The sequence below is a fragment of the Agrobacterium sp. 5Ca50 genome, from assembly GCF_055381905.1.
Genome location: NZ_AP026438.1, coordinates 412,470 through 435,945 on the forward strand (window position 1 = coordinate 412,470; position 23,476 = coordinate 435,945).

General features: G+C 55.2%; 20 protein-coding genes and 1 pseudogene. 14 read left to right on the plus strand and 7 right to left on the minus strand.

Going from position 1 to position 23,476, the window contains the following annotated elements; genetic code table 11:
- Window positions 1–222: 222 nt before the first annotated feature.
- Both ACZ5FM_RS01960 and ACZ5FM_RS01965 read right to left on the minus strand, forming a co-directional pair.
- Window positions 223–987 carry a hypothetical protein gene (locus ACZ5FM_RS01960; RefSeq protein WP_464039544.1) on the minus strand — a complete coding sequence of 255 codons (765 nt, stop codon included), beginning with the start codon at window positions 985–987 and terminating at the stop codon, window positions 223–225.
- A gap of 82 nt (window positions 988–1,069) precedes the next feature.
- Window positions 1,070–1,315: a DUF2798 domain-containing protein gene (locus ACZ5FM_RS01965; protein ID WP_192487078.1), complete on the minus strand. Its 246-nt coding sequence runs from the start codon at window positions 1,313–1,315 to the stop codon at window positions 1,070–1,072.
- Between the two features lie 358 nt (window positions 1,316–1,673).
- On the opposite strand from ACZ5FM_RS01965, the gene hisS reads away from it, so the two are divergent.
- The 4 genes and pseudogenes from hisS to ACZ5FM_RS01985 all read left to right on the plus strand — a co-directional run bounded on the left by hisS (window position 1,674) and on the right by ACZ5FM_RS01985 (window position 5,478).
- The gene (gene hisS / locus ACZ5FM_RS01970) at window positions 1,674–3,188 is read left to right on the plus strand and encodes a histidine--tRNA ligase (RefSeq protein WP_259145836.1); all 1,515 of its coding nucleotides are present in this window, start codon (window positions 1,674–1,676) and stop codon (window positions 3,186–3,188) included.
- A gap of 1 nt (window position 3,189) precedes the next feature.
- Window positions 3,190–4,311 (plus strand): ATP phosphoribosyltransferase regulatory subunit, encoded by a 1,122-nt coding sequence (locus ACZ5FM_RS01975; RefSeq protein ID WP_464039545.1) that lies wholly within the window; start codon window positions 3,190–3,192, stop codon window positions 4,309–4,311.
- Window positions 4,308–5,003 (plus strand): ATP phosphoribosyltransferase, encoded by a 696-nt coding sequence (gene hisG, locus ACZ5FM_RS01980; RefSeq protein ID WP_464039546.1) that lies wholly within the window; start codon window positions 4,308–4,310, stop codon window positions 5,001–5,003. Before ACZ5FM_RS01975 ends, hisG begins: the two co-directional genes overlap by 4 nt.
- A 56-nt stretch (window positions 5,004–5,059) precedes the next feature.
- Window positions 5,060–5,478: pseudogene (locus ACZ5FM_RS01985) on the plus strand (GFA family protein).
- 50 nt (window positions 5,479–5,528) lie between these two features.
- On the opposite strand, the gene ACZ5FM_RS01990 reads toward ACZ5FM_RS01985, so the two are convergent.
- Window positions 5,529–5,969, minus strand: coding sequence for a DoxX family protein (locus ACZ5FM_RS01990; protein ID WP_259145831.1), 441 nt, complete (start codon window positions 5,967–5,969; stop codon window positions 5,529–5,531).
- 218 nt (window positions 5,970–6,187) lie between these two features.
- Between ACZ5FM_RS01990 and ACZ5FM_RS01995 the strand changes: the two genes are divergently transcribed.
- On the plus strand, window positions 6,188–6,889 hold the full coding sequence (locus tag ACZ5FM_RS01995; protein WP_312943290.1) for a glutathione binding-like protein: 702 nt from the start codon (window positions 6,188–6,190) through the stop codon (window positions 6,887–6,889).
- Between the two features lie 57 nt (window positions 6,890–6,946).
- On the opposite strand, the gene ACZ5FM_RS02000 is transcribed toward ACZ5FM_RS01995, so the two are convergent.
- The 3 genes from ACZ5FM_RS02000 to groES form a co-directional block, all read right to left on the minus strand.
- The gene (locus ACZ5FM_RS02000) at window positions 6,947–7,393 is read right to left on the minus strand and encodes a hypothetical protein (protein WP_464039547.1); all 447 of its coding nucleotides are present in this window, start codon (window positions 7,391–7,393) and stop codon (window positions 6,947–6,949) included.
- Window positions 7,394–8,310: 917 nt separating this feature from the next.
- The gene (groL, locus tag ACZ5FM_RS02005) at window positions 8,311–9,948 is read right to left on the minus strand and encodes a chaperonin GroEL (protein ID WP_192487086.1); all 1,638 of its coding nucleotides are present in this window, start codon (window positions 9,946–9,948) and stop codon (window positions 8,311–8,313) included.
- 73 nt (window positions 9,949–10,021) lie between these two features.
- Window positions 10,022–10,318, minus strand: coding sequence for a co-chaperone GroES (gene groES, locus ACZ5FM_RS02010; protein ID WP_027673890.1), 297 nt, complete (start codon window positions 10,316–10,318; stop codon window positions 10,022–10,024).
- Between the two features lie 166 nt (window positions 10,319–10,484).
- On the opposite strand from groES, the gene chrA reads away from it, so the two are divergent.
- The 5 genes from chrA to ACZ5FM_RS02035 all read left to right on the plus strand — a co-directional run bounded on the left by chrA (window position 10,485) and on the right by ACZ5FM_RS02035 (window position 17,784).
- A complete protein-coding gene (chrA, locus tag ACZ5FM_RS02015; protein WP_464039548.1) occupies window positions 10,485–11,837 on the plus strand; it encodes a chromate efflux transporter in 1,353 nt (450 codons plus the stop codon).
- Between the two features lie 105 nt (window positions 11,838–11,942).
- Window positions 11,943–12,791, plus strand: coding sequence for a TIGR01459 family HAD-type hydrolase (locus tag ACZ5FM_RS02020; RefSeq protein WP_250983639.1), 849 nt, complete (start codon window positions 11,943–11,945; stop codon window positions 12,789–12,791).
- Between the two features lie 16 nt (window positions 12,792–12,807).
- Entirely contained in the window at window positions 12,808–13,788 is a 981-nt protein-coding gene (locus ACZ5FM_RS02025; RefSeq protein ID WP_464039549.1) for a bifunctional riboflavin kinase/FAD synthetase, read from the plus strand.
- A 330-nt stretch (window positions 13,789–14,118) separates the two neighbouring features.
- Entirely contained in the window at window positions 14,119–17,022 is a 2,904-nt protein-coding gene (gene ileS, locus ACZ5FM_RS02030) for an isoleucine--tRNA ligase (protein WP_464039550.1), read from the plus strand.
- 129 nt (window positions 17,023–17,151) lie between these two features.
- Window positions 17,152–17,784, plus strand: coding sequence for a hypothetical protein (locus tag ACZ5FM_RS02035; protein ID WP_464039551.1), 633 nt, complete (start codon window positions 17,152–17,154; stop codon window positions 17,782–17,784).
- Between the two features lie 58 nt (window positions 17,785–17,842).
- On the opposite strand, the gene ACZ5FM_RS02040 is transcribed toward ACZ5FM_RS02035, so the two are convergent.
- Entirely contained in the window at window positions 17,843–18,298 is a 456-nt protein-coding gene (locus tag ACZ5FM_RS02040) for a nucleoside deaminase (protein ID WP_250983642.1), read from the minus strand.
- Between the two features lie 70 nt (window positions 18,299–18,368).
- On the opposite strand from ACZ5FM_RS02040, the gene ACZ5FM_RS02045 reads away from it, so the two are divergent.
- From ACZ5FM_RS02045 to ACZ5FM_RS02060, 4 genes are all read left to right on the plus strand, one after another.
- Window positions 18,369–20,468, plus strand: a complete 2,100-nt coding sequence (locus tag ACZ5FM_RS02045) for a pseudouridine synthase (RefSeq protein ID WP_464039552.1) — start codon at window positions 18,369–18,371, stop codon at window positions 20,466–20,468.
- The gene (gene rsmD / locus ACZ5FM_RS02050) at window positions 20,449–21,006 is read left to right on the plus strand and encodes a 16S rRNA (guanine(966)-N(2))-methyltransferase RsmD (RefSeq protein ID WP_192487094.1); all 558 of its coding nucleotides are present in this window, start codon (window positions 20,449–20,451) and stop codon (window positions 21,004–21,006) included. The genes ACZ5FM_RS02045 and rsmD overlap by 20 nt, the downstream gene beginning before the upstream one ends.
- 61 nt (window positions 21,007–21,067) lie before the next feature.
- The gene (locus ACZ5FM_RS02055; protein WP_409515519.1) at window positions 21,068–21,979 is read left to right on the plus strand and encodes a patatin-like phospholipase family protein; all 912 of its coding nucleotides are present in this window, start codon (window positions 21,068–21,070) and stop codon (window positions 21,977–21,979) included.
- A gap of 128 nt (window positions 21,980–22,107) precedes the next feature.
- Window positions 22,108–23,457 carry a TldD/PmbA family protein gene (locus tag ACZ5FM_RS02060; protein WP_464039553.1) on the plus strand — a complete coding sequence of 450 codons (1,350 nt, stop codon included), beginning with the start codon at window positions 22,108–22,110 and terminating at the stop codon, window positions 23,455–23,457.
- The last annotated feature ends 19 nt before the right edge of the window (window positions 23,458–23,476 follow it).

The window sequence follows — 23,476 nt, forward strand, 5'->3', positions numbered from 1 at the left end:
TTCGCCTTTCTGGGCCGCCTGCTGCTGATGCGCGGAAGTGTGGTCGACCTTTTTATGATCTGAATGAGAGGAGTTATCGCCTGTCATGTCCTGCATGATGGGGCGAACGTTCATCGGCTCAATGAGAAAAGCAGACTGTGCCGGGATCGACCCGTAAAACAGCCATGCCAAGATCATCAATGCTTTTGCCGCAAATCGCATAGGCTGATTTAAAGCTGGCGATCAGCGCACGTCAACAGCAATCACATTGTGCACGACTTTGTAATCGCGGCTCTCTTCACCCAGTGGCACCACCGGCCATACCCAGTCTGAAACAGGTGTTGGCGTTTCCACGCCATACAACAGATCTACGGTTTCATGGGTGTTTCCGTTACGATCGATAACCGTGTAGTCGGTATCGGTCAGCAGACAGACTGCGCAGGGCAGGTTTTCCAACCCCTCGACATGCGCCTTGATCAGCCGGGGCAGAACGTCCTGTTCTCTGGTTTCCAGCCCGTGTTTCGACAGTCGGTCGCGGGCACCGGTGCCGATCTGTGAAAGCACGTTGGCTGAAACGACAAAATCGAGATAGGGCACCAGCCGCAGAAACCCTAGTGGCTCACCGGGTCGATCTTCTGCTGCATCTTCATAACCGGAGAGGTCGCGGTAAACGAAGCGCAGGTTTTTCAGTTTGCGGAATGATTGTTCGAGCTTCACGCTGGCCGGGTGGACAAGATCGATCAACACGACGGTGTCGAACAGTCGACAGAGCTCTTTGACGGGCACATCGCGCCAAAGGCCGGAGCCCAGCACGACAGCGGTTCGCCGTTGCCGCAGTTTAGCAGCGCGTTCCAGTATGGTGCGCTTACAGTTTTCTTCATGCACCTTCCAATCCTGTGTGCAGCGTTTGGCACGCGCCCACAGGTTTATGCTGTAACGAATATAAGGCCGGAACTCCCGTGGAGTGACGGCAAACGTGGCAGCATAATGGATGGCTTCGAGAATCATGATGCCTTTATCGGTTTTTTGCAGGGTGTTTGAAAGAGTTTGCTGGCGGAAGCCGCGCTCGTATTGAGCGCGGCGTAACACGTCAGGCGCGGTGAGGGGCTACCAAAAGCCCGACGATCCTGCGCACCAGCGGCAGCACAAGAAGAAGCGTCGGGAAGGCAACCATCCACGACAGGCCCCATGCCGACATCCATTCACGTGCCGAGAAATCGCTGATACCGACCGCCTTGACGGTGGCAATCAGCGACACGATGAAGGTCATGATGATCGACAGGATCAAAGGTGTCAGAAGCGCACCATATTTCGCGGGTAAGCGTGACAGTTTCATAAAGCTTCGCTTTCTGGAAATTCGTCTTCATGGACAGCACCTTGGATAAGCGCCCTCCGGATGACGAAGGGTTAGGTGCGTTGCTTGACGTCAGACGCTTACGGTTGCTGCATGCAACGGGCAAGCGACTAACAGATGGTATGGCGCTTCGCAAGCGCTAAGGATGCAGGAAGCCGTCCTGATAAAAGCGGCTTTGGGTCGATCCCTTGCCGCGACAAAATCCAATCGGCAGGACTTGTGCTGATTTATCGACCGCTGGCCCATTCTCTGAGGCCAGATTGGTCGTGTTCGTGCTTGCCGCATGCAGCCCGATCCTCTAAGAACCGGCATTATCCTGAAGAAGACCGGAATGGTAAAAATGAGTGAAAAGCAGAAGAAACCGCAGAAACTGAAAGCACGCTTGCCGCGTGGATTTGTGGACCGTTCGGCTGCCGACATTCATGCCACCAATGAAATGGTCGAAAAAATCCGCAAGGTATACGAACTCTACGGTTTCGATCCGATCGAAACACCGCTGTTCGAATACACCGATGCGCTTGGAAAATTCCTGCCCGACAGTGATCGCCCAAATGAAGGCGTGTTCTCGCTGCAGGACGATGACGAACAGTGGATGAGCGCCCGTTACGATTTGACCGCGCCTCTCGCCCGTCATGTGGCAGAAAATTTCAACGAAATTCAGCTGCCATTCCGCACTTACCGCGCTGGCTATGTGTTCCGCAACGAAAAGCCGGGTCCTGGCCGTTTCCGGCAGTTCATGCAGTTTGATGCTGACACGGTTGGTGCTGCCGGCGTGCAGGCCGATGCGGAAATGTGCATGATGATGGCCGATACGCTGGAAGCGTTGGGCATCAAGCGTGGCGATTACGTTATTCGCGTTAACAACCGCAAGGTTCTCGACGGCGTTATGGAAGCACTGGGTCTGGGTGGCGACGAAAATGCTGCCCGTCGCCTCAACGTTCTCCGCGCCATCGACAAGCTCGACAAGTTTGGCCCTGAAGGCGTCAAGCTGCTGCTCGGCCCCGGCCGCAAGGATGAATCAGGCGATTTCACCAAGGGCGCAGGCCTTGATGAAGGACAGATCGAAAAGGTTCTGTTCTTCGTAGGTATCAAGAATTATGCGGAAAGCGCCGCTGATCTGGCAGCACTCGTTGCCGGCACCTCGAAGGGTGAAGAAGGCGTCGAAGAACTGAATATCATCGGCGCGCTGGTGACCAGCGCCGGTTACGATGAAACCCGCATCAAGATCGACCCGTCCGTCGTGCGTGGTCTCGAATATTACACCGGCCCGGTTTACGAAGCTGAACTGACCTTCGACGTTACCAATGACAAGGGTGACAAGGTCGTATTCGGTTCAGTCGGCGGCGGTGGCCGATACGATGGTCTGGTATCCCGCTTCATGGGCCAGCCTGTTCCGGCGACCGGTTTCTCCATTGGTGTTTCGCGCCTGATGACGGCGCTGAAGAATCTTGGCAAGCTTGGCCAGCAAAAGGCACTGGCGCCTGTGTTGATTACCGTCATGGACGGTGATGTGGAAAGCATGGGCCGTTACCAGCGTTTCACGCAGGCACTGCGCGCCGAAGGCATCCGCGCCGAAATGTATCAGGGCAACTGGAAGAAGTTCGGCAACCAGCTGAAATATGCCGACCGCCTCGGTTCTCCTGTCGCCATCATTCAAGGTGGTGATGAGCGTGCGCAGAGCGTCGTTCAGATCAAGGATCTAATCGAGGGTAAGCGACTTTCCGGCGAGATCGAGGACAATGCGACTTGGCGTGAGGCGCGTGTGGCGCAGGAAACCGTTCCGGAAGCTGAACTCGTTGCCAAGGTGAAGGAAATTCTGGCCGCACAGGCTGAAGACCGAGCGCGGGCAGGGTAACATGCCTTTCATCGACATGCCGGATTTTGCCGGTGAATTGCTGGATGAATTTGCCAAGCGCAAGACAGTGCGCATCGATACGCCTGTCATTCAGCCCGCCGAACCGTTTCTGGATATGGCGGGCGAAGATTTGCGCCGCCGTATTTTCCTGACCGAAAGCGAAACCGGCGCAAGCCTTTGCCTGCGCCCGGAATTCACTATTCCCGTTTGCCTTCGTCACATCGAAACCGCAACCGGGACGCCGAAACGTTATTCCTATATGGGGCAGGTATTTCGCCAGCGTCGTGAAGGCGCTAACGAATTTTACCAGGCCGGTATCGAGGATTTGGGCGATGCGGATATAGCTGCATCTGACGCCCGCGCCATCGTTGACGCAACGGCGGTTTTGAACCGACTTTTGCCATCGCAGGCGTTATCGACAACACTGGGCGACCAGAAGGTTTTCGAAGCGGTTGTTGCCGCCCTTGGCCTGCCATCAGGTTGGCAAAAGCGGCTTGTGCAGGCATTTGGCAATATCCAGCAACTGGAAGCCCTGCTCGAGGGACTGATCAATCCAAAACCGGTAACGGGACTGGATTCGCGGGTAGCAGGCCTGCTTGCCTCAGGCGATGAAACGGAGCTTGTCGGTTATATTGATACCGTCATGCAGCAGACAGGTTATTCCACCAATGCAAGCCGCGCACCGGCAGAAATTGCCCGACGTCTGCGCGAAAAGCTGGCATTGGCGGCAACCCGTCTTTCCGACCATAATTTCAACACCCTGAAGACATTCCTGTCCTTGCAATCGCCATTGTCAGGTGCATCCGAGGCGCTTGCCGCCTTTGCGCAGGAGGCCGGTTTGCAGCTCGGCGCAGCTCTCTCCACCTTCGATGGCCGCGTGGCTGCGCTGGCAAATTCCGGTGCCGACTTGGACAACATTCAGTACAAGGCGGCCTTTGGGCGTCCGCTGGACTATTACACCGGCCTTGTGTTCGAAATCACCAAAACCGGCAGTGTTGAAGTGCTGGCAGGCGGCGGACGTTTTGACCGGCTGATGACGCTGCTCGGCGCGACGGATCGTATCCCCGCCGTTGGCTTCTCCCTGTGGCTGGACCGTATTGAAATGGCGAGGGCTTCCAAATGACCATCACCATTGGCCTGCCCTCCAAGGGTCGCATGAAAGAGGAATCCTCTGCCATTCTCGAACGGGCAGGCATGAAGATTTCTGCCATTGGCAATGATCGTTCTTATCGCGCCCGTGTCGACGGACGCGACGATATCGAGATCGCCTATTTGTCCGCCTCTGAGATTGCTCGTGAAATTGGCAATGGCACAGTAGACTTCGGCGTGACCGGTGAAGATCTTGTGCGCGAAGGATTGGACAATGCCGACGGTCGCGTCGAGTTTTGTGCACGCCTCGGTTTCGGTCATGCGGATGTTGTCGTGGCGGTGCCGGAGATCTGGCTGGATGTCGACAGCATGGCGGATCTTGGTGATGTGGCGGCCGAATTTCGTGCGCGCCATGGACGTCGTTTGGCCATTGCCACAAAATACTGGCGTCTGACACAGCAGTATTTTTCCGGCAGCCACGGTATCCAGCTGTATCGCATTGTCGAGAGCCTTGGTGCCACCGAAGGCGCACCTGCTGCAGGTCAGGCTGATATCATCGTTGACATCACCTCGACGGGTTCGACACTGAAGGCAAACCACTTAAAGATCTTGTCGGATGGTGTCATCCTGCACTCCGAGGCCTGCTTTGTGCGGGCACGCAAGCCTGAACATGAGGGCGATGCGGTGGTGAAAGATATCATCGCCCGCGTGCAGTCTGCCCTTTAGACTGTCGGTTTCTGTACTGTTCACTTATGATGGCCTGCCTGAAGAGGGAGGCCATCCTGCATATTAGCGGGCAATGCCACTGTGGCCATGTCAAATTTGAAGCGGAAGCCGATCCGAGCCGTGTGGGCATTTGCCATTGCACTGATTGCCAGAGACTAACCTAACCGGCTCACCCTTCCGCGTCACACTGCTCGTTCCGAGGGCCGATCTTAAAATTCTCGATAACCAACCCAAGCTCTACCGGAAGGTCGGTGATAACGGCCGTGCCCGCCGGCAATATTTTTGTCCAGAGTGCGGTTCGCCCCTGTTTACCAGCGGCGAGGGCGAGGACGAGAAGGAATGGGGAATTCGATGGGGCAGCATCAACGAGCGTGATGTGTTGGCTCCCAAAGCCCAGATATGGGCGCGCTCATCAGTGGCATGGCTGTCGCAGATCGATGATCTTCCATCCCATGAGAAAGACTATGTGGAATAAAAAACCGCCGGAACAATCCGGCGGTTTTTGTGTTTTTCAGGAAGGGCTTATTAGCCCCGACGACCATCGATGGAATAGGCACCAGCGCCAGTTGCTGCCAGGCCGAGGAAACCACCTGCGACCGCAATGTTTTTCCAGAAGATTAAGCCGTTGAACATGGTCAGGAGGTTGTTTGCGCCTTCAGGAAAGTCGGGGACAACAATCGGGCCATTATGGAAGACGAATGCGGTGAACAAGCAGAAGAGCGCCAGAGCAAATGCTGCAATCTTCGTTTGGAAACCGAGAAGGATCGCAAGACCGGAAACGACTTCAAAGATGCCGGCAATGTAAGCAAGCGCGGTTGCGGCAGGCAGGCCAGCGCCGGCGATCATGCCAGCGGTGCCAGATGGGTCGATGAGTTTAGGAAAACCTGCGAGCAGGAACATGGCGGCAAGAAGTACGCGTGCGCCAAGCAAGATCAGGCTGTTGGTATTGGAATTTGTTGCAGACATATAAGGCTCCATGCGCCGTGTAGGCGATTGTGTGTGATGCTGAATTCTGCAACCATATTTGGATCAGTTTGTCTGTTTACGAAAGATAGACGAACAAAGACGATTTGTTCGCAATTGGTGAACAATAAAAATCCGAAGCGATGACTTTCGGGTTTAGTTGCAAGCATTAAAATATTTGCAACGCGCATACAGTCTCATAACGACCGAGGAGATGTGCCGTGATCGATCTTTCTGCTTTTCCTGTGACCACTCAATGGCCGGCCACCAATCCAGACATCATACAGCTTTATTCACTTGCCACGCCCAACGGCGTGAAGGTTGCAATTGCGTTGGAGGAATTGGGGCTACCCTATGAGGTTCACAAGATCGATATAGGAACCAATGTCCAGAAATCGATGGAGTTTTTGTCGCTCAATCCCAACGGTCGCATACCCGCAATCATAGATCCACATGGGCCAAACAAACGGCCCATTGGTATTTTTGAGTCCGGTGCCATCCTGCTGTATCTCGCTGAAAAAACTGGGAAACTTTTGCCCCGCGATCCGGAGAAGCGGTATCTTGCGATACAATGGCTATTTTTTCAGGTAGGTGGGGTCGGCCCGATGTTCGGCCAGTTTGGCCATTTCTTTAAGTATGCCTCCGACAAGGTCGCCAATAATTCATACGCGACGGACCGTTATCGTGAAGAAACCCAGCGCCTGCTGAGTGTTTTGGAAAAATGGCTGGAGCACAATCAATGGCTGGCAGGAGATGACTATTCGATCGCCGACATCGCGACATTTCCTTGGGTGCGGGGTCTGGAAGTCCATTACGGCGCGAGGGAGGCTCTGCAATTGGAACGTTATCCCGCTGTTGCAGCGTGGCACCATAAAGCAGAATCTCGCCCAGCCAGCATAAAGGGCCTAAAAGTTCCGGCCTAGGAAAGGGCTGGTTTGTCCTTCCACGGTCCCATACCCTATATCGGTCGGAGTTGGAGCTTATTGCGCGAAACGGGTTGAATAAAATGCATTCTGACCAACAGGCACCTGAAAGCGTGGGAACATGAAGAGGCCGGTTATGCTGCCGTAAAAACGCTCTTCTTGGCCGCGAGATTCACCTGCACAGAACACTGGTTGGCGTTTGTTGCCGTTTATTTTCACCGTTGTTGTGAAACAAAAGCGTGATGCAGCCATAGAAGCTTGCTCGAACAGGGCCAGAATGCTGGCGCGATCATGGGGATCATAACAGCGCATCAGGCTAAGCAAGCCGCATTCTTTACCTTCAAGACCATGAAGTGACGACGACAGGCTGCCAAGTTCAATGATGCCGTTTGACAGGTTGCCGGTCCATTTCTCCGAAACGCAGAGCTGCGAAAAAATTCCATGGTCCTCGTGGCTCCATGAAGGGGAAAATTCGGCATTGTTGTTTCGCGAAATCTTAAACACAGTAGTCCCCGAATTTTATGCCGGAATGCATTCGCTGGTCTCTCGTACTTGACGATATTGGAATGCAAAATGGCACTTTAACAATTCCCATACTCAAACACGTCGCGATGACCCCGATTTGCTGGCGTAGTTTAAGCTGTTGTTTTACGTATCGTTATCGCAAAGTTCCGGTACACTTGCGCGTGACACACTTCAGATTGCGTTTTTCGCTGAAGCATGTGGCATTGCGATGCTGGTTGCTCATCATGAGAAACCTGAAATCGTGAATATTGCGAATGCGCAAAGTATTCACTCATACGAATGTCGGCGAGTCTTGATAGATGCTTTTTGTTTTAGACGCGCTCTGAAATTTTATCTTAGAGTTGTCAATATCTGCTGTTCGCGCAGGATTTATAGTTTCTTTTTTTTAAACGGCAATGCATTTTTGCTAAAAAACATCACATACTATGTTTTTTCCGCGATAACTCGAAAATACGACAATTTGCTAGGTTTTCAAGGGTGTTCGTCTGTCAGCATCTACCATCCGGTAAGCTCAGAGACGGAAGAAGAAAGTCCTCATACTCTATTTTTCTACCGCGACAAGTATTTTCTAACATCAATGCTGTCCCATAATGATTCATATTAGATAATTTTGTATTTCTAATTTGTTGCAAACGGCATTTGAAACATAAAATAGTGACTGCCGTCAAAACTGTTTTGCTGAGATCTGAGGCAAAACTGTGAAGGATGCGCAAGTTGTAAAGGCACCGGGCGCGCAAAAGGCCCGATCTCACATTTAAATTGGCAAAAACGATAAGACCTGTGTGTTGACCGTTTTGTTTAACCGCGTGCATTAACGTTACAAGACGAGTATTGGCGAAAACAAAAAAAGGGCGATCCGAAGATCGCCCTTTCGTAAACGAAACGGGTAGGACTGATTAGAAGTCCATACCACCCATACCGCCCATGCCGCCGCCTGGAAGAGCCGGAGCATCCTTCTTTGGCAGTTCAGCAATCATGGCTTCAGTGGTGATCAGCAGGGAAGCAACCGAAGCTGCATTCTGCAGAGCTGTACGAACAACCTTGACAGGGTCAACGATGCCGAGAGCGATCAGGTCGCCATATTCGCCAGTCTGAGCGTTGTAGCCATAGTTGTCTTCGTTCTTTTCAAGGATCTTGCCAACAACGATAGAAGCTTCGTCACCAGCGTTGTCAGCGATCTGGCGAACCAGAGCCTGCAGAGCGCGGCGAACGATGTTCACGCCAGCTTCCTGATCGTCGTTCTCACCCTTGACAGTGATCTTCGTGGAAGAACGCAGCAGGGCAACGCCGCCGCCTGGTACGATACCTTCCTGAACAGCAGCGCGCGTCGCGTTGAGAGCGTCGTCGATGCGATCCTTCTTTTCCTTAACTTCAACTTCTGTCGAACCGCCAACGCGGATAACAGCAACGCCGCCAGCGAGCTTAGCAAGACGTTCCTGCAGCTTTTCGCGGTCGTAGTCAGAAGAAGTTTCTTCGATCTGAGCCTTGATCTGGGCAACGCGGCCTTCGATGTCGGACTTCTGGCCGGAGCCGTCTACGATCGTTGTGTTTTCCTTGGAGATCGAAACCTTCTTCGCCTTGCCGAGCATGTCGAGCGTAACGTTTTCGAGCTTGATGCCGAGGTCTTCGGAGATCACTGTACCACCGGTCAGGATGGCGATGTCTTCGAGCATGGCCTTGCGGCGGTCGCCGAAGCCAGGAGCCTTAACAGCAGCGATCTTCAGGCCGCCACGCAGCTTGTTGACGACGAGCGTTGCAAGAGCTTCGCCTTCTACGTCTTCAGCGATGATAACGAGTGGCTTGCCGGTCTGAACAACAGCTTCGAGAACTGGCAGCATAGCCTGCAGGTTCGAAAGCTTCTTTTCGTGGAGAAGGATGTATGCGTCTTCGAGATCCGCAATCATCTTTTCTGGGTTGGTTACGAAGTAAGGGGACAGGTAACCGCGGTCGAACTGCATGCCTTCAACGACTTCGAGTTCGGTTTCAGCAGTCTTGGCTTCTTCAACGGTGATAACACCTTCGTTGCCAACCTTCTGCATTGCTTCAGCAATGTCGAGACCGATCTGACGTTCGCCGTTTGCAGAGATCGTACCGACCTGTGCAACTTCTTCGGACGTGTTGATCTTCTTTGCCTTTGCCTGCAGGTCCTTGACGACTTCTGCAACAGCGAGGTCGATACCGCGCTTCAGGTCCATTGGGTTCATGCCAGCTGCAACGGCCTTTGCGCCTTCGCGAACGATAGCCTGCGCCAGAACGGTAGCGGTCGTGGTGCCGTCACCTGCAATGTCGTTGGTCTTGGATGCAACTTCGCGAACGAGCTGTGCGCCCATGTTCTCGAACTTGTCTTCCAGTTCGATTTCCTTGGCGACCGAAACGCCGTCCTTGGTGATGCGTGGTGCGCCGAAGGACTTGTCGATAACAACGTTACGACCTTTAGGGCCGAGAGTTACCTTCACTGCGTCTGCAAGAATGTCTACGCCGCGCAGCATCTTTTCGCGTGCGCTGCGGCCGAATTTTACTTCTTTAGCTGCCATTTTCAAAACTCCTGGTTTCGAATTGCCGGACGGTGTCCGGCTTAAAATTTAAGGAAACGACGGGTTCGGCAGATTAGCCGATGATACCCATGATGTCGGATTCCTTCATGATCAGAAGGTCTTCACCGTCGAGCTTGACTTCGGTGCCGGACCACTTGCCGAACAGAACGCGGTCGCCAGCCTTGACGTCGAGAGCGACGACCTTGCCGGACTCATCACGAGCGCCGGAACCGACGGCGACGATTTCGCCTTCCTGTGGCTTTTCCTTAGCGGTATCAGGAATGATGATGCCGCCCTTGGTCTTTGCTTCGGACTCAACGCGACGAACGACAACGCGGTCGTGAAGCGGGCGGAAAGTTGTGCTTGCCATTGTCTAATCCCTCGATCAAATGACATTCATGGATCTTGTGATCCATCTGGATAGTGTTAGCACTCCCTGTATGTGAGTGCCAGCGAGACGGAGATAAGCAGGCTACCTGTACGAGTCAAGGACAGCCTGTCGGAAAAATTTCATGTAAAATGGTTACTGCGTCTGCATGACAGATTTTTTGCGCCCCGACATTTCGACGACCCGCCCCTCATTTTTTGAGTTGACTGCGACCTTTGCCCGGATCGGCCTGCTTAGCTTTGGCGGCCCGGCTGGTCAGATCGGCATGATGCACCGTATCTTGGTTGATGAACGCCGTTGGATCTCTGAGGAGCGGTTTCTACATGCTTTGAATTATTGCATGCTGCTGCCCGGTCCAGAAGCACAACAACTTGCCACCTATTGCGGTTGGCTTTTACATGGTAGGCGCGGTGGCATCATTGCCGGAACACTTTTTATTCTGCCCGGCTTTATCGTCATCGTGGCGCTCGCGGCAGCTTACGCGCTTTATCAGGATACCCACTGGCTGCCAGCATTGTTGTCAGGTCTGAAAGCTGGCGTTCTCGCCATCGTCATTGAAGCACTGCTGCGGGTGGCAAAACGTGCCCTTGTCAGTCGGTCTCTTATGTATATCGCTGGCGCAGCATTCATTGCTCTGTTTCTGTTTGGTCTGCCATTCCCGTTGGTGATCCTGATCGCCGGTGCTGTCGGTTGGTTTGTGGCGCGAAGAGCCATGACCTCCAGTGCAGCTGGTGAGCAATCACCTTCTTTAGGAAGCGCGCCAAAGATCGACGTGCCGCCTTTGCACAAAAGAGCGGTCGGCCTGCTGTGCGGTATTGCTATCTGGCAAATCCCCTTTGCCTTGATCTGGATTTTTGCGGCACCTGAAACCCTGGCGCAATTGCAAACCTTCTTCTCAAAGATGGCCGTTGTGACATTTGGCGGTGCCTATGCGGTGCTGGCCTATGTGGCGCAGATTGCTGTCGAAAACCATGGCTGGATGACAGCAGGTGAAATGCTTGATGGTCTGGCTCTTTCGGAGGCGACGCCTGGTCCGCTGGTGCTGGTACTGTCCTACATCGGTTTTCTCGCAGCGTTCAGAAATCCCGGTCTGCTTGATCCGCTTTTGGCAGGTGTCATGGGGGCAAGTGTTGCGGCATGGGCAACCTTCGTACCCAGCTTTATTTTCATTTTTCTTGGTGCACCTTACATGGAAAGTGCGCGCCACAACCGCAGGCTTTCTGCCGCCTTGTCAGCAATCACCGCTGCCGTCGTTGGTGTCATTCTCAATCTTTCTGTCTGGTTTGGCCTGCATGTGCTGTTTCGGGATGTCGAGCGTGTGGCGCTCGTCCCTGTCATCAATCTCAACCTGTCGGTGCCGGTGTGGAACACGCTGGATCCGGTTGCGCTCGCACTGTTTGTGGCCTCAACACTGATGCTGTTTCGCTTCAAGCTTGGCATGGTGCCGGTTTTGGCGTTGTGCATCGCCGCCGGTTTCGCCCGCCTCTGGGTCGGCGGTTAACCGCCGTAACGTCAACTTGCCTTTCAATCCGGTGGCTTTTTTTCTTGCCATCGACGTTGCGCTTTGCAATGTCAGCCTCAATTGTCTTTTACCCGGAAAGTACTCATGGCCCACCGCATAACCACTCTTGGCGACATTACCGAGCAGTTCGACGTCATTCTGTCTGATGTATGGGGTGTTTTGCACAACGGCGTTTCGGCATTTCCGGATGCGGCCGTCGCCTTGGAAGAAGCGCGCAAGGTGGGCAAGACCGTGGTGCTGATTACCAATTCTCCGCGCCCGGCGCCCGGTGTGATTGCTCAGTTGCGCGTGCTCGGCATTCCCGATACTGCCTATGACCGCATCATCACCTCAGGCGACGTGACACGTGGACTGATCGCCGAAGGCCCAAGCAAGGTTTTCCTGCTCGGACCGGAACGTGACCTGCCGTTGCTCGACGGACTGGACGTTGAAATCGTACCAGAAGCCGACGCGGAATCGGTCGTCTGCACCGGCTTCTTCGATGATGAAACCGAAACACCTGAAGACTACACCGATATGCTGAAGGGCTTTATTGCCCGCTCCGTACCAATGATCTGTGCAAACCCCGATCTGGTGGTTGAGCGCGGCGAGCGCATCATTCCATGTGCAGGTGCCATGGCTGCCTATTATGGGCAGCTTGGCGGCGAGGTCCGTATTGCTGGCAAGCCGCACACGCCAATCTATCAGGCGTGCCTAGCTGCGGCCGAAGAGGTTCGTGGCCCGTTTCCGCAGGAGCGGATCTTGGCAATCGGCGACGGCATGCCGACAGATGTCAAGGGCGCCCTCTCGAACGGCCTGCAATTGCTCTATATAAGCGGTGGCATTCACGCTGCGGAATATACGCTGAACGGCCAGACGGATGAGGCATTGCTCAATGCCTATCTGAAGGGGCAGGGTGCGGCGCCTGGCTGGTGGATGCCACGTCTGGCGTAAACAGGAATTGGCGGAAATGACAGTATTTCATCGCAACGAAAAAAAAGAGCCGCTGCCGGAAAATCTTCGCGGTGGGGTCATTGCCATCGGCAATTTCGATGGCGTGCATCGCGGCCACCGGGCTGTGCTTGAGCGGGCACTGGAATTGGCCAGGTCGCGTGGCGTACCTGCGCTGGTGCTGACGTTTGAGCCGCATCCGCGCACGATTTTCAAACCGGATGAACCTGTTTTCCGTCTGAGCCCTGCGTCGCTCAAGGCGCGTTTGCTGGAAGCCGAAGGTTTCCAGTCGGTCATCGAATATCCATTCGACCATGATTTTTCGCAGCGCTCTGCCGATGAGTTCGTCAAATCCATATTGTCGGACTGGTTGGGTGCCAGTGCAGTGGTGACAGGTTTTGATTTTCATTTCGGCAAAGGTCGTGAAGGCGGGCCTGCATTCCTGATGGAAGCGGGCAAACGTTACGTTTTTGATGTCGCGCTGATTGATGCCTTCCGGGATGAAGGTGCAGAGGTGGTATCGTCCAGTCGTGTCCGGGCATTGCTGATGCAGGGCGATGTTGTCGGCGCTGCCGGACTTCTGGGTTATCGTTATACGGTTGAGGCAGTGGTTATCAAAGGCCAGCAACTTGGCCGCACCTTGGGGTATCCAACCGCCAATATGGCGCTTCCTCCGGAGACTGCACTGAAACCCGGCATTTACGCCGTGCGCTTCCGTCGTGCCGATGGCACGCTTCATGATGGTGTGGCGAGCTTCGGTTACCGCCCGACCGTCACGGAAAATGGCGTCGCATTGCTGGAAACATTTGTGTTCGATTTTTCGGGCGATCTCTACGGCGAAACCTGTTCCGTATCGTTCTTTGGTCATCTGCGCGATGAGTTGAAGTTTGACGGGCTTGAGCCTCTTGTCGCCCAGATCAAGCGCGATGAAGAAGAGGCTAGGGCGCTTCTGTCAGGTGTTCGTCCGCTGGGCGAACTGGATGCAAAAATCGCTTTTTGAGACGTCTTGCCATCCGCCGGAAAATTCGAGCGGACAATGCTTGATTGCACGGCAAGAGAGCGATTTTGTTGCATTTTTTTGGCGGGTGGCGGGCTATTGAGACGCTATCACCATCTATTCTCTTTTCAAACGGTCTGAAACGCCTTAAAGAACCGGCACTATGTTCCAATATCGGTCGACGTTCATATCCCGAATTATTGGCCCGGCCTTCCGCCCGCTGTAACAGCCGGAAGGTCCGGGATGTTGGCGCTTGTCGAGGCGCTTTCCGCTTTTGTTTATCAAAATCAATACGACGCGACCCCATGAGGGCGCCTCAGTAACGGTACGGTTATGAACGACACCGCAGAAAAACTAGACTATTCCTCCACGCTCTATTTGCCGCAGACGGATTTCCCGATGCGTGCAGGTTTGCCGCAAAAAGAGCCAGAAACAGTAAAGCGCTGGCAGGAAATGGGCCTGTATAAGCGCCTTCGCGCCTCCGCCGCCGGACGTGAGAAGTTCGTGCTGCATGATGGCCCTCCCTATGCCAATGGCAATATCCATATCGGCCACGCACTGAACAAAATCCTTAAGGACGTCATCACGCGCTCGTTCCAGATGCGCGGTTTCGACAGCAACTACGTTCCTGGCTGGGATTGCCACGGTCTGCCGATCGAATGGAAGATCGAAGAAGCGTATCGTGCCAAGGGCAAGAACAAGGACGAAGTTCCGATCAACGAATTCCGTAAGGAATGCCGTGATTTTGCAGCTGGCTGGATCGCGAAGCAGTCGGATGAATTCAAACGTCTCGGTATCGAAGGCGATTTTGAAAACCCTTACACGACCATGAACTTCCACGCGGAAGCGCGGATCGCTGGAGAACTGTTGAAGATCGCCAAAAGCGGTCAGCTTTATCGCGGCTCCAAGCCGGTCATGTGGTCGGTTGTCGAACGCACGGCTCTGGCTGAGGCCGAAGTTGAATATGCTGACGTCGAAAGCGACATGATCTGGGTGAAGTTCCCGGTTGTCGAAGGCCCGGCTGACCTGAAGGGCAACTTTGTTGTCATCTGGACAACTACGCCTTGGACAATCCCGGGCAACCGCGCGATCTCGTTCTCGTCGCGTTTCCCATATGGTCTTTATGAGGTTGAAACGGCCACCAATGATTTTGGCCCGCAGCCCGGCGAAAAGTTGATCTTCTCCACCCGCCTGGCGGATGATGCTGCAGCCAAGGCCAAGGTTACGTTCAAGTTGCTGCGCGGTGTCACAGCGGAGGAGTTGGCGTCGGTCACCTGCGCCCATCCGTTGGCATCCCTGGGTTACGACTTTGCGGTTCCGCTGCTGGACGGCGATCACGTCACTGACGATGCCGGCACTGGGTTTGTGCACACCGCACCAAGCCATGGTCGCGAAGACTTTGACGCGTGGATGGCCAGTGTTCGCGAACTGGAAGCGCGCGGCATCTCGCCCAAAATCCCGTTCCCGGTTGGTGATGACGGTTTTTACACCGAGGATGCTCCGGGCTTCGGTCCGTCGGCTGAAGGCGGTCCCGCACGCGTCATGGACGATAACGGCAAGAAGGGTGATGCCAATGATCGTGTCATCAAGGCGCTGATCGCCGGCAATAACCTGTTTGCACGCGGCCGTCTGAAGCACAGCTACCCGCATAGCTGGCGCTCCAAGAAGCCGGTTATCTTCCGCAACACGCCGCAATGGTTTGTCTACATGGACAAGGAACTGGGTGACGGCACCACGCTGCGCTCGCGCTCGCTTTCGGCCATCGACGACACCCGCTTCGTGCCTGCGTCCGGCCAGAACCGTCTGCGCGCAATGATCGAGAACCGCCCTGACTGGGTGCTGTCGCGTCAGCGCGCCTGGGGCGTTCCAATCGCTGTTTTCGCAGACGAGCAGGGTGAAGTGCTGGTGGACGACGCCGTCAATGCCCGCATCCTTGAAGCGTTCGAGGTTGAGGGTGCAGATGCATGGTTTGCAGATGGCGCCAAGGATCGTTTCCTCGGCGACGAGCACGATCATGCCAAGTGGCACCAGGTCATGGATATCCTTGACGTGTGGTTCGACAGTGGTTGCACGCACACCTTCACGCTGGAAGATCGCCCTGACCTGAAATGGCCAGCCGATGTTTATCTGGAAGGTTCTGACCAGCATCGCGGCTGGTTCCACTCGTCGCTGCTGGAAAGCTGCGCAACGCGTGGTCGTGCGCCTTACAAGGCTGTCGTCACCCACGGTTTCACCATGGACGAACAGGGCCGCAAACAGTCCAAGTCGCTTGGAAACGTTGTCGCTCCGCAGGACGTCATGAAGGAATCCGGCGCTGACATCCTGCGTCTGTGGGTTATGACGACCGACTACTGGGAAGACCAGCGTCTCGGCAAGGCCATCATCCAAACCAATATCGATGCCTATCGCAAGCTGCGTAACACCATCCGCTGGATGCTTGGTACGCTCGCGCATGACACCGGTGAAGACATTGCCTATGCCGACATGCCAGAACTGGAGCAGTTGATGCTGCACCGTCTGGCTGGTCTGGATAAGGTTGTCCGCGAAGGTTACGACGCCTTCGAATTCAAGAAGATCGCCCGTGCCCTGATCGATTTCTCGAATGTCGAATTGTCGGCATTCTATTTCGACGTTCGCAAGGACACGCTTTATTGCGACGCTCCGTCTTCGCTCAAGCGTCGTGCATCGCTTGCCGTTATCCGCAAGCTGTTCGATTGCCTGGTGAGCTGGCTGGCACCAATGCTGCCATTCACCACAGAAGAAGCGTGGCTCTCGCGTTATCCACAAAGCGAATCGGTTCACCTTGAGCAGTTCCCAACTGTGCCGGGTGAATGGAAAAACGATGCACTTGCTGCCAAGTGGGACAAGATCCGCAAGGTTCGTACCGTCGTCACCGGCGCGCTTGAAATCGAACGCCGTGAAAAGCGTATCGGGTCTTCGCTGGAAGCCGCTCCGGTTGTGCACATTGCAGATCCGGAACTGCTAAAGGCACTTGAAGGCCAGGATTTCGCAGAAATCTGCATCACCTCTGCCATCTCGGTGGTGACGGGCGAGGGTGCGTCTGATGCCTTCCGTCTGAACGAAGTACAGAAGGTTTCGGTTGAGCAGAAGCTGGCCGAAGGCAAGAAGTGCGCACGGTCCTGGCGGATTACGGCTGATGTCGGCTCCGACCCTGAATATCCTGACGTATCAGCGCGTGATGCAGCAGCATTGCGTGAATTGGCCGCAGTAAACTAAGGAAAATGACCGGATGAATTGCACTTTGGTGCTTCATCCGGTAAACCTGCCTGAAATTGGCCGGATTTTCCCAGCATTGCCAAATGAAATTGGCTATGTCTTTTGTTCTGGCTTGGCTTGAAGGGTTCGATGAAGATGATGCAAGGTTTACGCATGTCCGGCGGTATCGCAGGTGTTCTCACCGCTTGCCTGGCCTTGAGTGCATGTACCGGCAGTCCGACCTATGGCACGGGCAAATCCTCTATGGAGCAGCTTGTCGAAGATCTGGGTTCGTCGGTTTCGCTGACCGGCAATCAGGAAAATCGCAATCTGAAATACACGCCGCGTCCGGGCCTTGTTGTGCCTGCCAACGCCAACACACGTCAGCTCAACCAGCCGCAGCAGTCTCTTGCCAGCCGCGAAAACAACCCGCAATGGGTGGAAGCGCCGGAAGAAACCCGCGAGCGCCTGCGTGAAGAGGCGGAAGCCAACAAGGACAACCCGAACTACCGTTCGCCGCTCCTGGCAGGCAATGGCACCAATGGCCAGATGACCGAAAGCCAGAAGTGGGAAGCATTCCGTAAGGCCAAGGCGGAAGCCTCAGGCGGCAACGCCGTCAACGGCCAGCGCAAATACCTGACAGACCCGCCAACCGGCTATCGTTCCGCCTCACAAGAAGAGTTGAATGATCTGGGCGAACCGGAACAGAAAAAGGCCAAGCGCCTTAAGAAAGAGGCCGCAGCTGCCAAGCAGGGCAGCAAGTGGTGGATGCCATTCCAATAATGACCGGTTGAGGTATCATGCCGTTGCCCTTATCGCGACGGCATGAGATCGCAGCGTTTTAATCCTCTCGCTTGCTCTGGAAAAAATCTTTGAGCAGCTGCGCGGACGAAGTTTCGCCTATGCCGGAATAAACATCGGGTGCGTGGTGGCAGGTCGGCTGCTGGTAAAAACGCACACCATTGTCAACGCCGCCGCCCTTGGGGTCTTCGGCGCCGTAATACAGTCTGCGAATACGTGCAAATGATATGGCGGCAGCGCACATCGTGCATGGTTCAAGGGTCACATACAGGTCGGCGCCGCTTAGCCGTTCCTGCCCCAATGCCTCACATGCCATGCGGATCGCCATGATTTCGGCATGTGCCGTGACATCATTTAGTTCACGTGTGCGGTTTCCGGAACTGCCAATAACATAACCATCGAGGACGACCACAGCGCCAATAGGAACTTCCTGCTTTTCTCCAGCCTCTTGCGCAGCCGCAAAGGCAAGGTCCATGAAATGCATTGTTTCCGCCATTGTCTGCAATTTCCTCTTAACCACGGCCGTTTGACCTGATAGGACACGGCAAACAACAGGCAAACAACAAATGACATTCAAAGACAAGCCGACGCGCGGTGGTGACAAGAAATTTGACCGTGATCGCAAGCCTGGCAAGCCAGAAGGCAAGCCGGCGGCGAAAAAACAGTCCTATGACAAGGCGGCCGCCGCAAAGGTCGCAGCTGAAGACGCGCCGGTCGGCAAGCCGGAGCGCATTTCCAAGATCATGGCACGAGCAGGGGTCGCATCGCGACGTGATGTCGAGCGCATGATCATGGAAGGTCGTGTTTCAATGAACGGCGTCAAGCTTGATTCGCCGGTCGTGAATGCAACACTTGCCGATCAGATCGAAGTGGATGGCGTGCCGATCCGTGGTGCAGAACGCACCCGCCTGTGGCTCTACCACAAGCCTGCCGGTCTGGTGACCACCAATTTCGATCCTGAAGGTCGTCCGACAGTGTTTGACAACCTGCCGGAAGAATTGCCGCGCGTTCTGTCGATCGGCCGCTTGGACATCAATACCGAAGGTCTGCTTCTTCTGACCAATGACGGTGGATTGTCTCGTGTTCTGGAGCTGCCCACCACTGGCTGGCTACGCCGTTACCGCGTGCGCGCCCATGGTGAGGTCGATCAGGCAGAACTGGACAAGCTCAAGGAAGGCATTGCCGTCGGCGGCGTTCTCTACGGCGCAATTGATGCGACGCTGGACCGCAAGCAGGGCCACAATGTCTGGATTACCATGGGTCTGCGTGAAGGCAAGAACCGTGAAATCAAGAACGTTCTCGGTGCGCTCGGTCTGGAAGTTAACCGCCTGATCCGTATCTCCTACGGTCCTTTCCAATTGGGTGACCTGCCGGAAGGCAAGGTTGTGGAAGTTCGTGGACGCATGTTGCGCGATCAGTTGGGTCCACGCCTGATTGAAGCTGCTGGCGCCAACTTCGAAGCGCCGCTTTATAACGACAATGCCGGTGCAGAAGACGATGAGGCACCAGCTGCCCGTCCTGCGAAGGGTGAGTGGGCAAAGCGCTCGGACGGCGATGACAATTCACGTCCAGCAAGATCCGGCGATAAGCGCGACGACCGTGAACGTTCGCTAGGACGCCTCGATACAAAACGTTCTGACAAGCCCGCCGGGAAATTTGGTTCCAAGCCCGGTTCGAAATTTGGCGCGAAAGACCGCGACGAAAACGAAGGCGACGATCGCCGTCCATCCCGTCCTGCTTTGGGCAGCAGCCGTACTGCCAATGTCTGGATGGCACCCGGTGCAAAGCCGACCCGTGATGGCAAGGCACGCAAGACATCAGCGCGCGCTGAGGCTGAAAGCCTGTTCAAGCAGCCATCTGCACAGGAAGAAGCACGCCGTAGCGTCGTGCGCCATGCAGATGCAGAGGGTGAGTGGATTCGCTCCGATTCTCCACCGCGTGACGAAGAACAAGGCCGTGGCCGTGGTGAGCGTGGCGACCGACCACGCGGCGAACGGTCATTCGGTGACCGCCCACGCAGTGACAAGCCACGGGGTGACAAACCATTCGGCGACCGCTCGGATCGATCAGCCCGTGGCGACAAGCCGTTTGGTGCTCGGCCTCCACGTGGAGATCGTCCCGCTGGCGAACGTTCGTTTGGGGATCGCCCGCGCGAAGAGCGTTCTTTTAGAGACAGACCGGAGCGTGGTGAACGTTCCGAACGTCCAGCCCGTGGCGACAGACCCTTTGGCGACCGTCCACCACGTGGTGATAAGCCTTACGGTGATCGTCCAGCACGTGGCGACAGACCTTTCGGTGACCGCCCACCACGCGGCGATAAACCTTATGGCGATCGTCCGCCACGCGGAGATCGTGCTGAACGTGGCGAACGTTCTGAGCGTCCGGCACGCGGTGACCGTCCGTTTGGTGATCGCCCGGCCCGTGGCGAGCGCAGCGAGCGACCATTTGGTGACAAGCCACGCAGTGGCAAACCTGGCGGCGGACGTCCGGACGGCAAACCTGGTTTTGGAAAACCGCGCGGTGAACGTTCCGAAGGCGGCGCACGCGGCAAATTCGATGGTAATGGGTCTGGAGGCAAACCCGGCGGCAAAGGTCCTGGCAAGGGACCCGGCGGCAAGTCTTCAGGTGGCAAAGGGATGACACGGAATGCGGATCGTAGGCGGTGAGTTTCGTGGCCGTAGTTTAGCGGCCCCAAAATCAAACAGCATTCGCCCGACAATCGATAGGACCCGGGAAAGCCTGTTCAACATATTGAGCCACGCCTATCCGGAAGCACTGGATGGCACGCGCATTCTCGATGTGTTTGCTGGCACCGGTGCCGTCGGCCTTGAGGCATTGTCCCGAGGCTGTCGTATTGCGCTTTTTGTGGAAAACGGCGTTGAAGGCCGTGGTCTGCTCTGGGAAAACATCGACGCGCTGGGCCTGCACGGCCGGGCGCGTATCCTGCGGCGGGATGCGACCAAACTTGGCAGCGTCAACAATATCGAACCTTTCGATGTGCTTTTTGCCGACCCGCCCTATGGGCTGGGACAGGGTGAGAAGGCTTTTGTTGCCGCGCATGAGGGCGGCTGGTTGGTGCCAGGCGCTCTGGCCATTCTCGAAGAGCGTGGCGACGTCATGGTCAGTGTTGCTCCCGTCTTCAAGCCGCTGGAGCAGAGAACCTTTGGCGATACGAAGATGCATTTCTATCGTTACGAGCCGTAACATCATGCGGTGCGCAATGTCCCTGAAGATGTTTTCACTCTGAAGAGAAAACAGGAATGTAATGGTTGTTGTGAAGGACGCTCTCGAAATGCAGGACACACCTTCGCAACCAGCACTTACCCATAGCGAACCACGATTTGCAATTGCCCTTGGCGGCGGTGGCGCGCGTGGCATCTGCCACATCAACATCATCGAAGCCCTGGATGAGCTGGGCTTGAAGCCAGTCGCCGTGGCCGGGGCCTCAATCGGCTCGATTTTTGGTGCTGGTTACGCCGCCGGAATGACAGGCGCGGATATCCGCCATTATACGATCGACCTGATGGGCAAAAAAGGCAGCGTGGCAAACCGTCTTTGGAGCCTCGGGCCCGCCACCATGCGCCATCCCGTCGATGGTTTTCGTCTCGGCCAGTTTAATCTGGAACTTATCCTTGATGCCCTGCTGCCTCAGGCGATTCCGAAGACATTCGACAAGTTGCCAACACCGTTGAAGGTGGTGACGACGGATTATTACGGCCAGTGCGAGGCTGTGGTAACAGAGGGCGACATTTGCACGGCACTTGCTGCGTCATCAGCTATCCCGGCTTTGTTCATGCCGGTCCGGGTCAACGGCCGGGTGATGATCGACGGCGGCATCTTCAATCCCGTTCCCTATGAACCGCTTCTCGATGATGCCGATATTGTGATCGGTGTCGATGTGGTGGGCGGACCGGAAGGTGACGGCACCACAATTCCCAGCCGTATCGATAGCTTGTTCGGTGCAAGCCAGTTGATGATGCATTCTGCCATTGCTGCAAAATTGAAGCTCAATCCGCCACATATCTTCCTGCGTCCACCGGTAAACCGTTTCCGCGTCATGGATTTTATGAAAGCTGAAGAGGTTCTGGCAGAAACGGCGTCCGTGAAGGACGATCTCAAACGGCAGATCGAAACGCAGATCGAATTGTACCATCGCCGTCGGGAAGGGCGAATTTAATCCCGTCAAATCTGTGCGAGCTTTGAAAGTAGCTTCAGTTCTTTGCCTGATTTTGCGACCGAGTTCTCCCTTTACCCTTGATGATAGGCGCACCGGTCAATAAATGGAGCGTAACGAAAGGCGAAATAATGTCCTCTGAAATCAATTCCTCCGCTCTCATTGATCGCGCAAGCCAGTTGGTGGACCTTGCAAAACAGGCGGGTGCGGATAAGGCCGACGCTGTTGTAGTTCGTTCCCGCTCCCATTCTGTTGGCGTGCGTCTTGGCAAGGTTGAAAATACCGAGTCCTCGGAAAGCGATGATTTCGCCCTGCGTGTTTTTGTCGGCAACCGGGTCGCAAGTGTTTCTGCCAATCCAGGCTTTGACCTGAAAACCTTGGCCGAGCGTGCTGTCGCCATGGCAAAGGTTTCACCAGAAGATCCCTTCGCCTGCCTGGCGGACGAAGCACGCCTTGCTGGTCAATATGAGGATCTTGATCTTTTCGATCCGACCGAAGTGTCATCTGCTGCCTTGCAGGAAGCAGCCCTGGCCATGGAAGAGGCCGCTCTCGCAGTGAAGGGTGTTTCCAATTCATCCGGCGCCGGCGCCTCTACCGGCATGGGCGGTCTTGTGCTTGTCACTTCGCACGGGTTTGCCGGAAGCTATATGGGCAGCCGCTTCAGCCGTTCCGTCAGTGTTATCGCTGGCGAAGGAACGAAGATGGAGCGCGACTATGATTTCGACAGCCGCCTGTATTTTTCTGATCTCGACAGTGCACAGGACATTGGTCGTCGTGCCGGTGAACGGGTGGTTGAACGCCTGAACCCGCGTCAGGTCGATACGGGCAAAAACGTCACCGTCGTTTTTGATCCACGCGTCGCGCGTGGTTTCGTCGGTCATATCGCCGGTGCCATCAATGGTGCTTCAGTTGCCAGAAAGACCAGTTTCCTGCGTGACAAGATGGGACAGCAGGTTCTGAAAAGCGGCCTGTCTATTACCGATGATCCGCAAATCGTGCGTGGTTCGTCTTCCCGTCCATTCGATGGTGAAGGTGTCCGCGGCGAACGTCTTGTCATGATTGAGGACGGTGTGTTGAAGCACTGGTTCTTGTCCACATCGGCAGCCAAGGAAATTGGCGGTTTCGAGACCAACGGGCGCGGCGTTCGTGGTGGCACCACAGTTAGCCCTGCCTCGACCAATCTGGCGCTGGAACCGGGTGACGTTTCGCCGGAAGAGCTGATCGCAAGCGTCGGCAACGGTTTTTACGTGACAGAACTGATCGGTCAGGGCGTCAATATGATCACGGGTGAATACAGCCGTGGAGCAACCGGCTTCTGGATTGAAAATGGCAAATTGTCGTTCCCGGTATCGGAAGTGACGATTGCGTCCAATCTGAAGGACATGTTCATGCGTGTCACTCCAGCCAATGATGTCGACCGCAAATACGGCGTGGCAGCGCCCACTTTGGCCATTGAGGGCATGACGCTTGCCGGCCGCTGATACGGCAAAGCAGATAGCG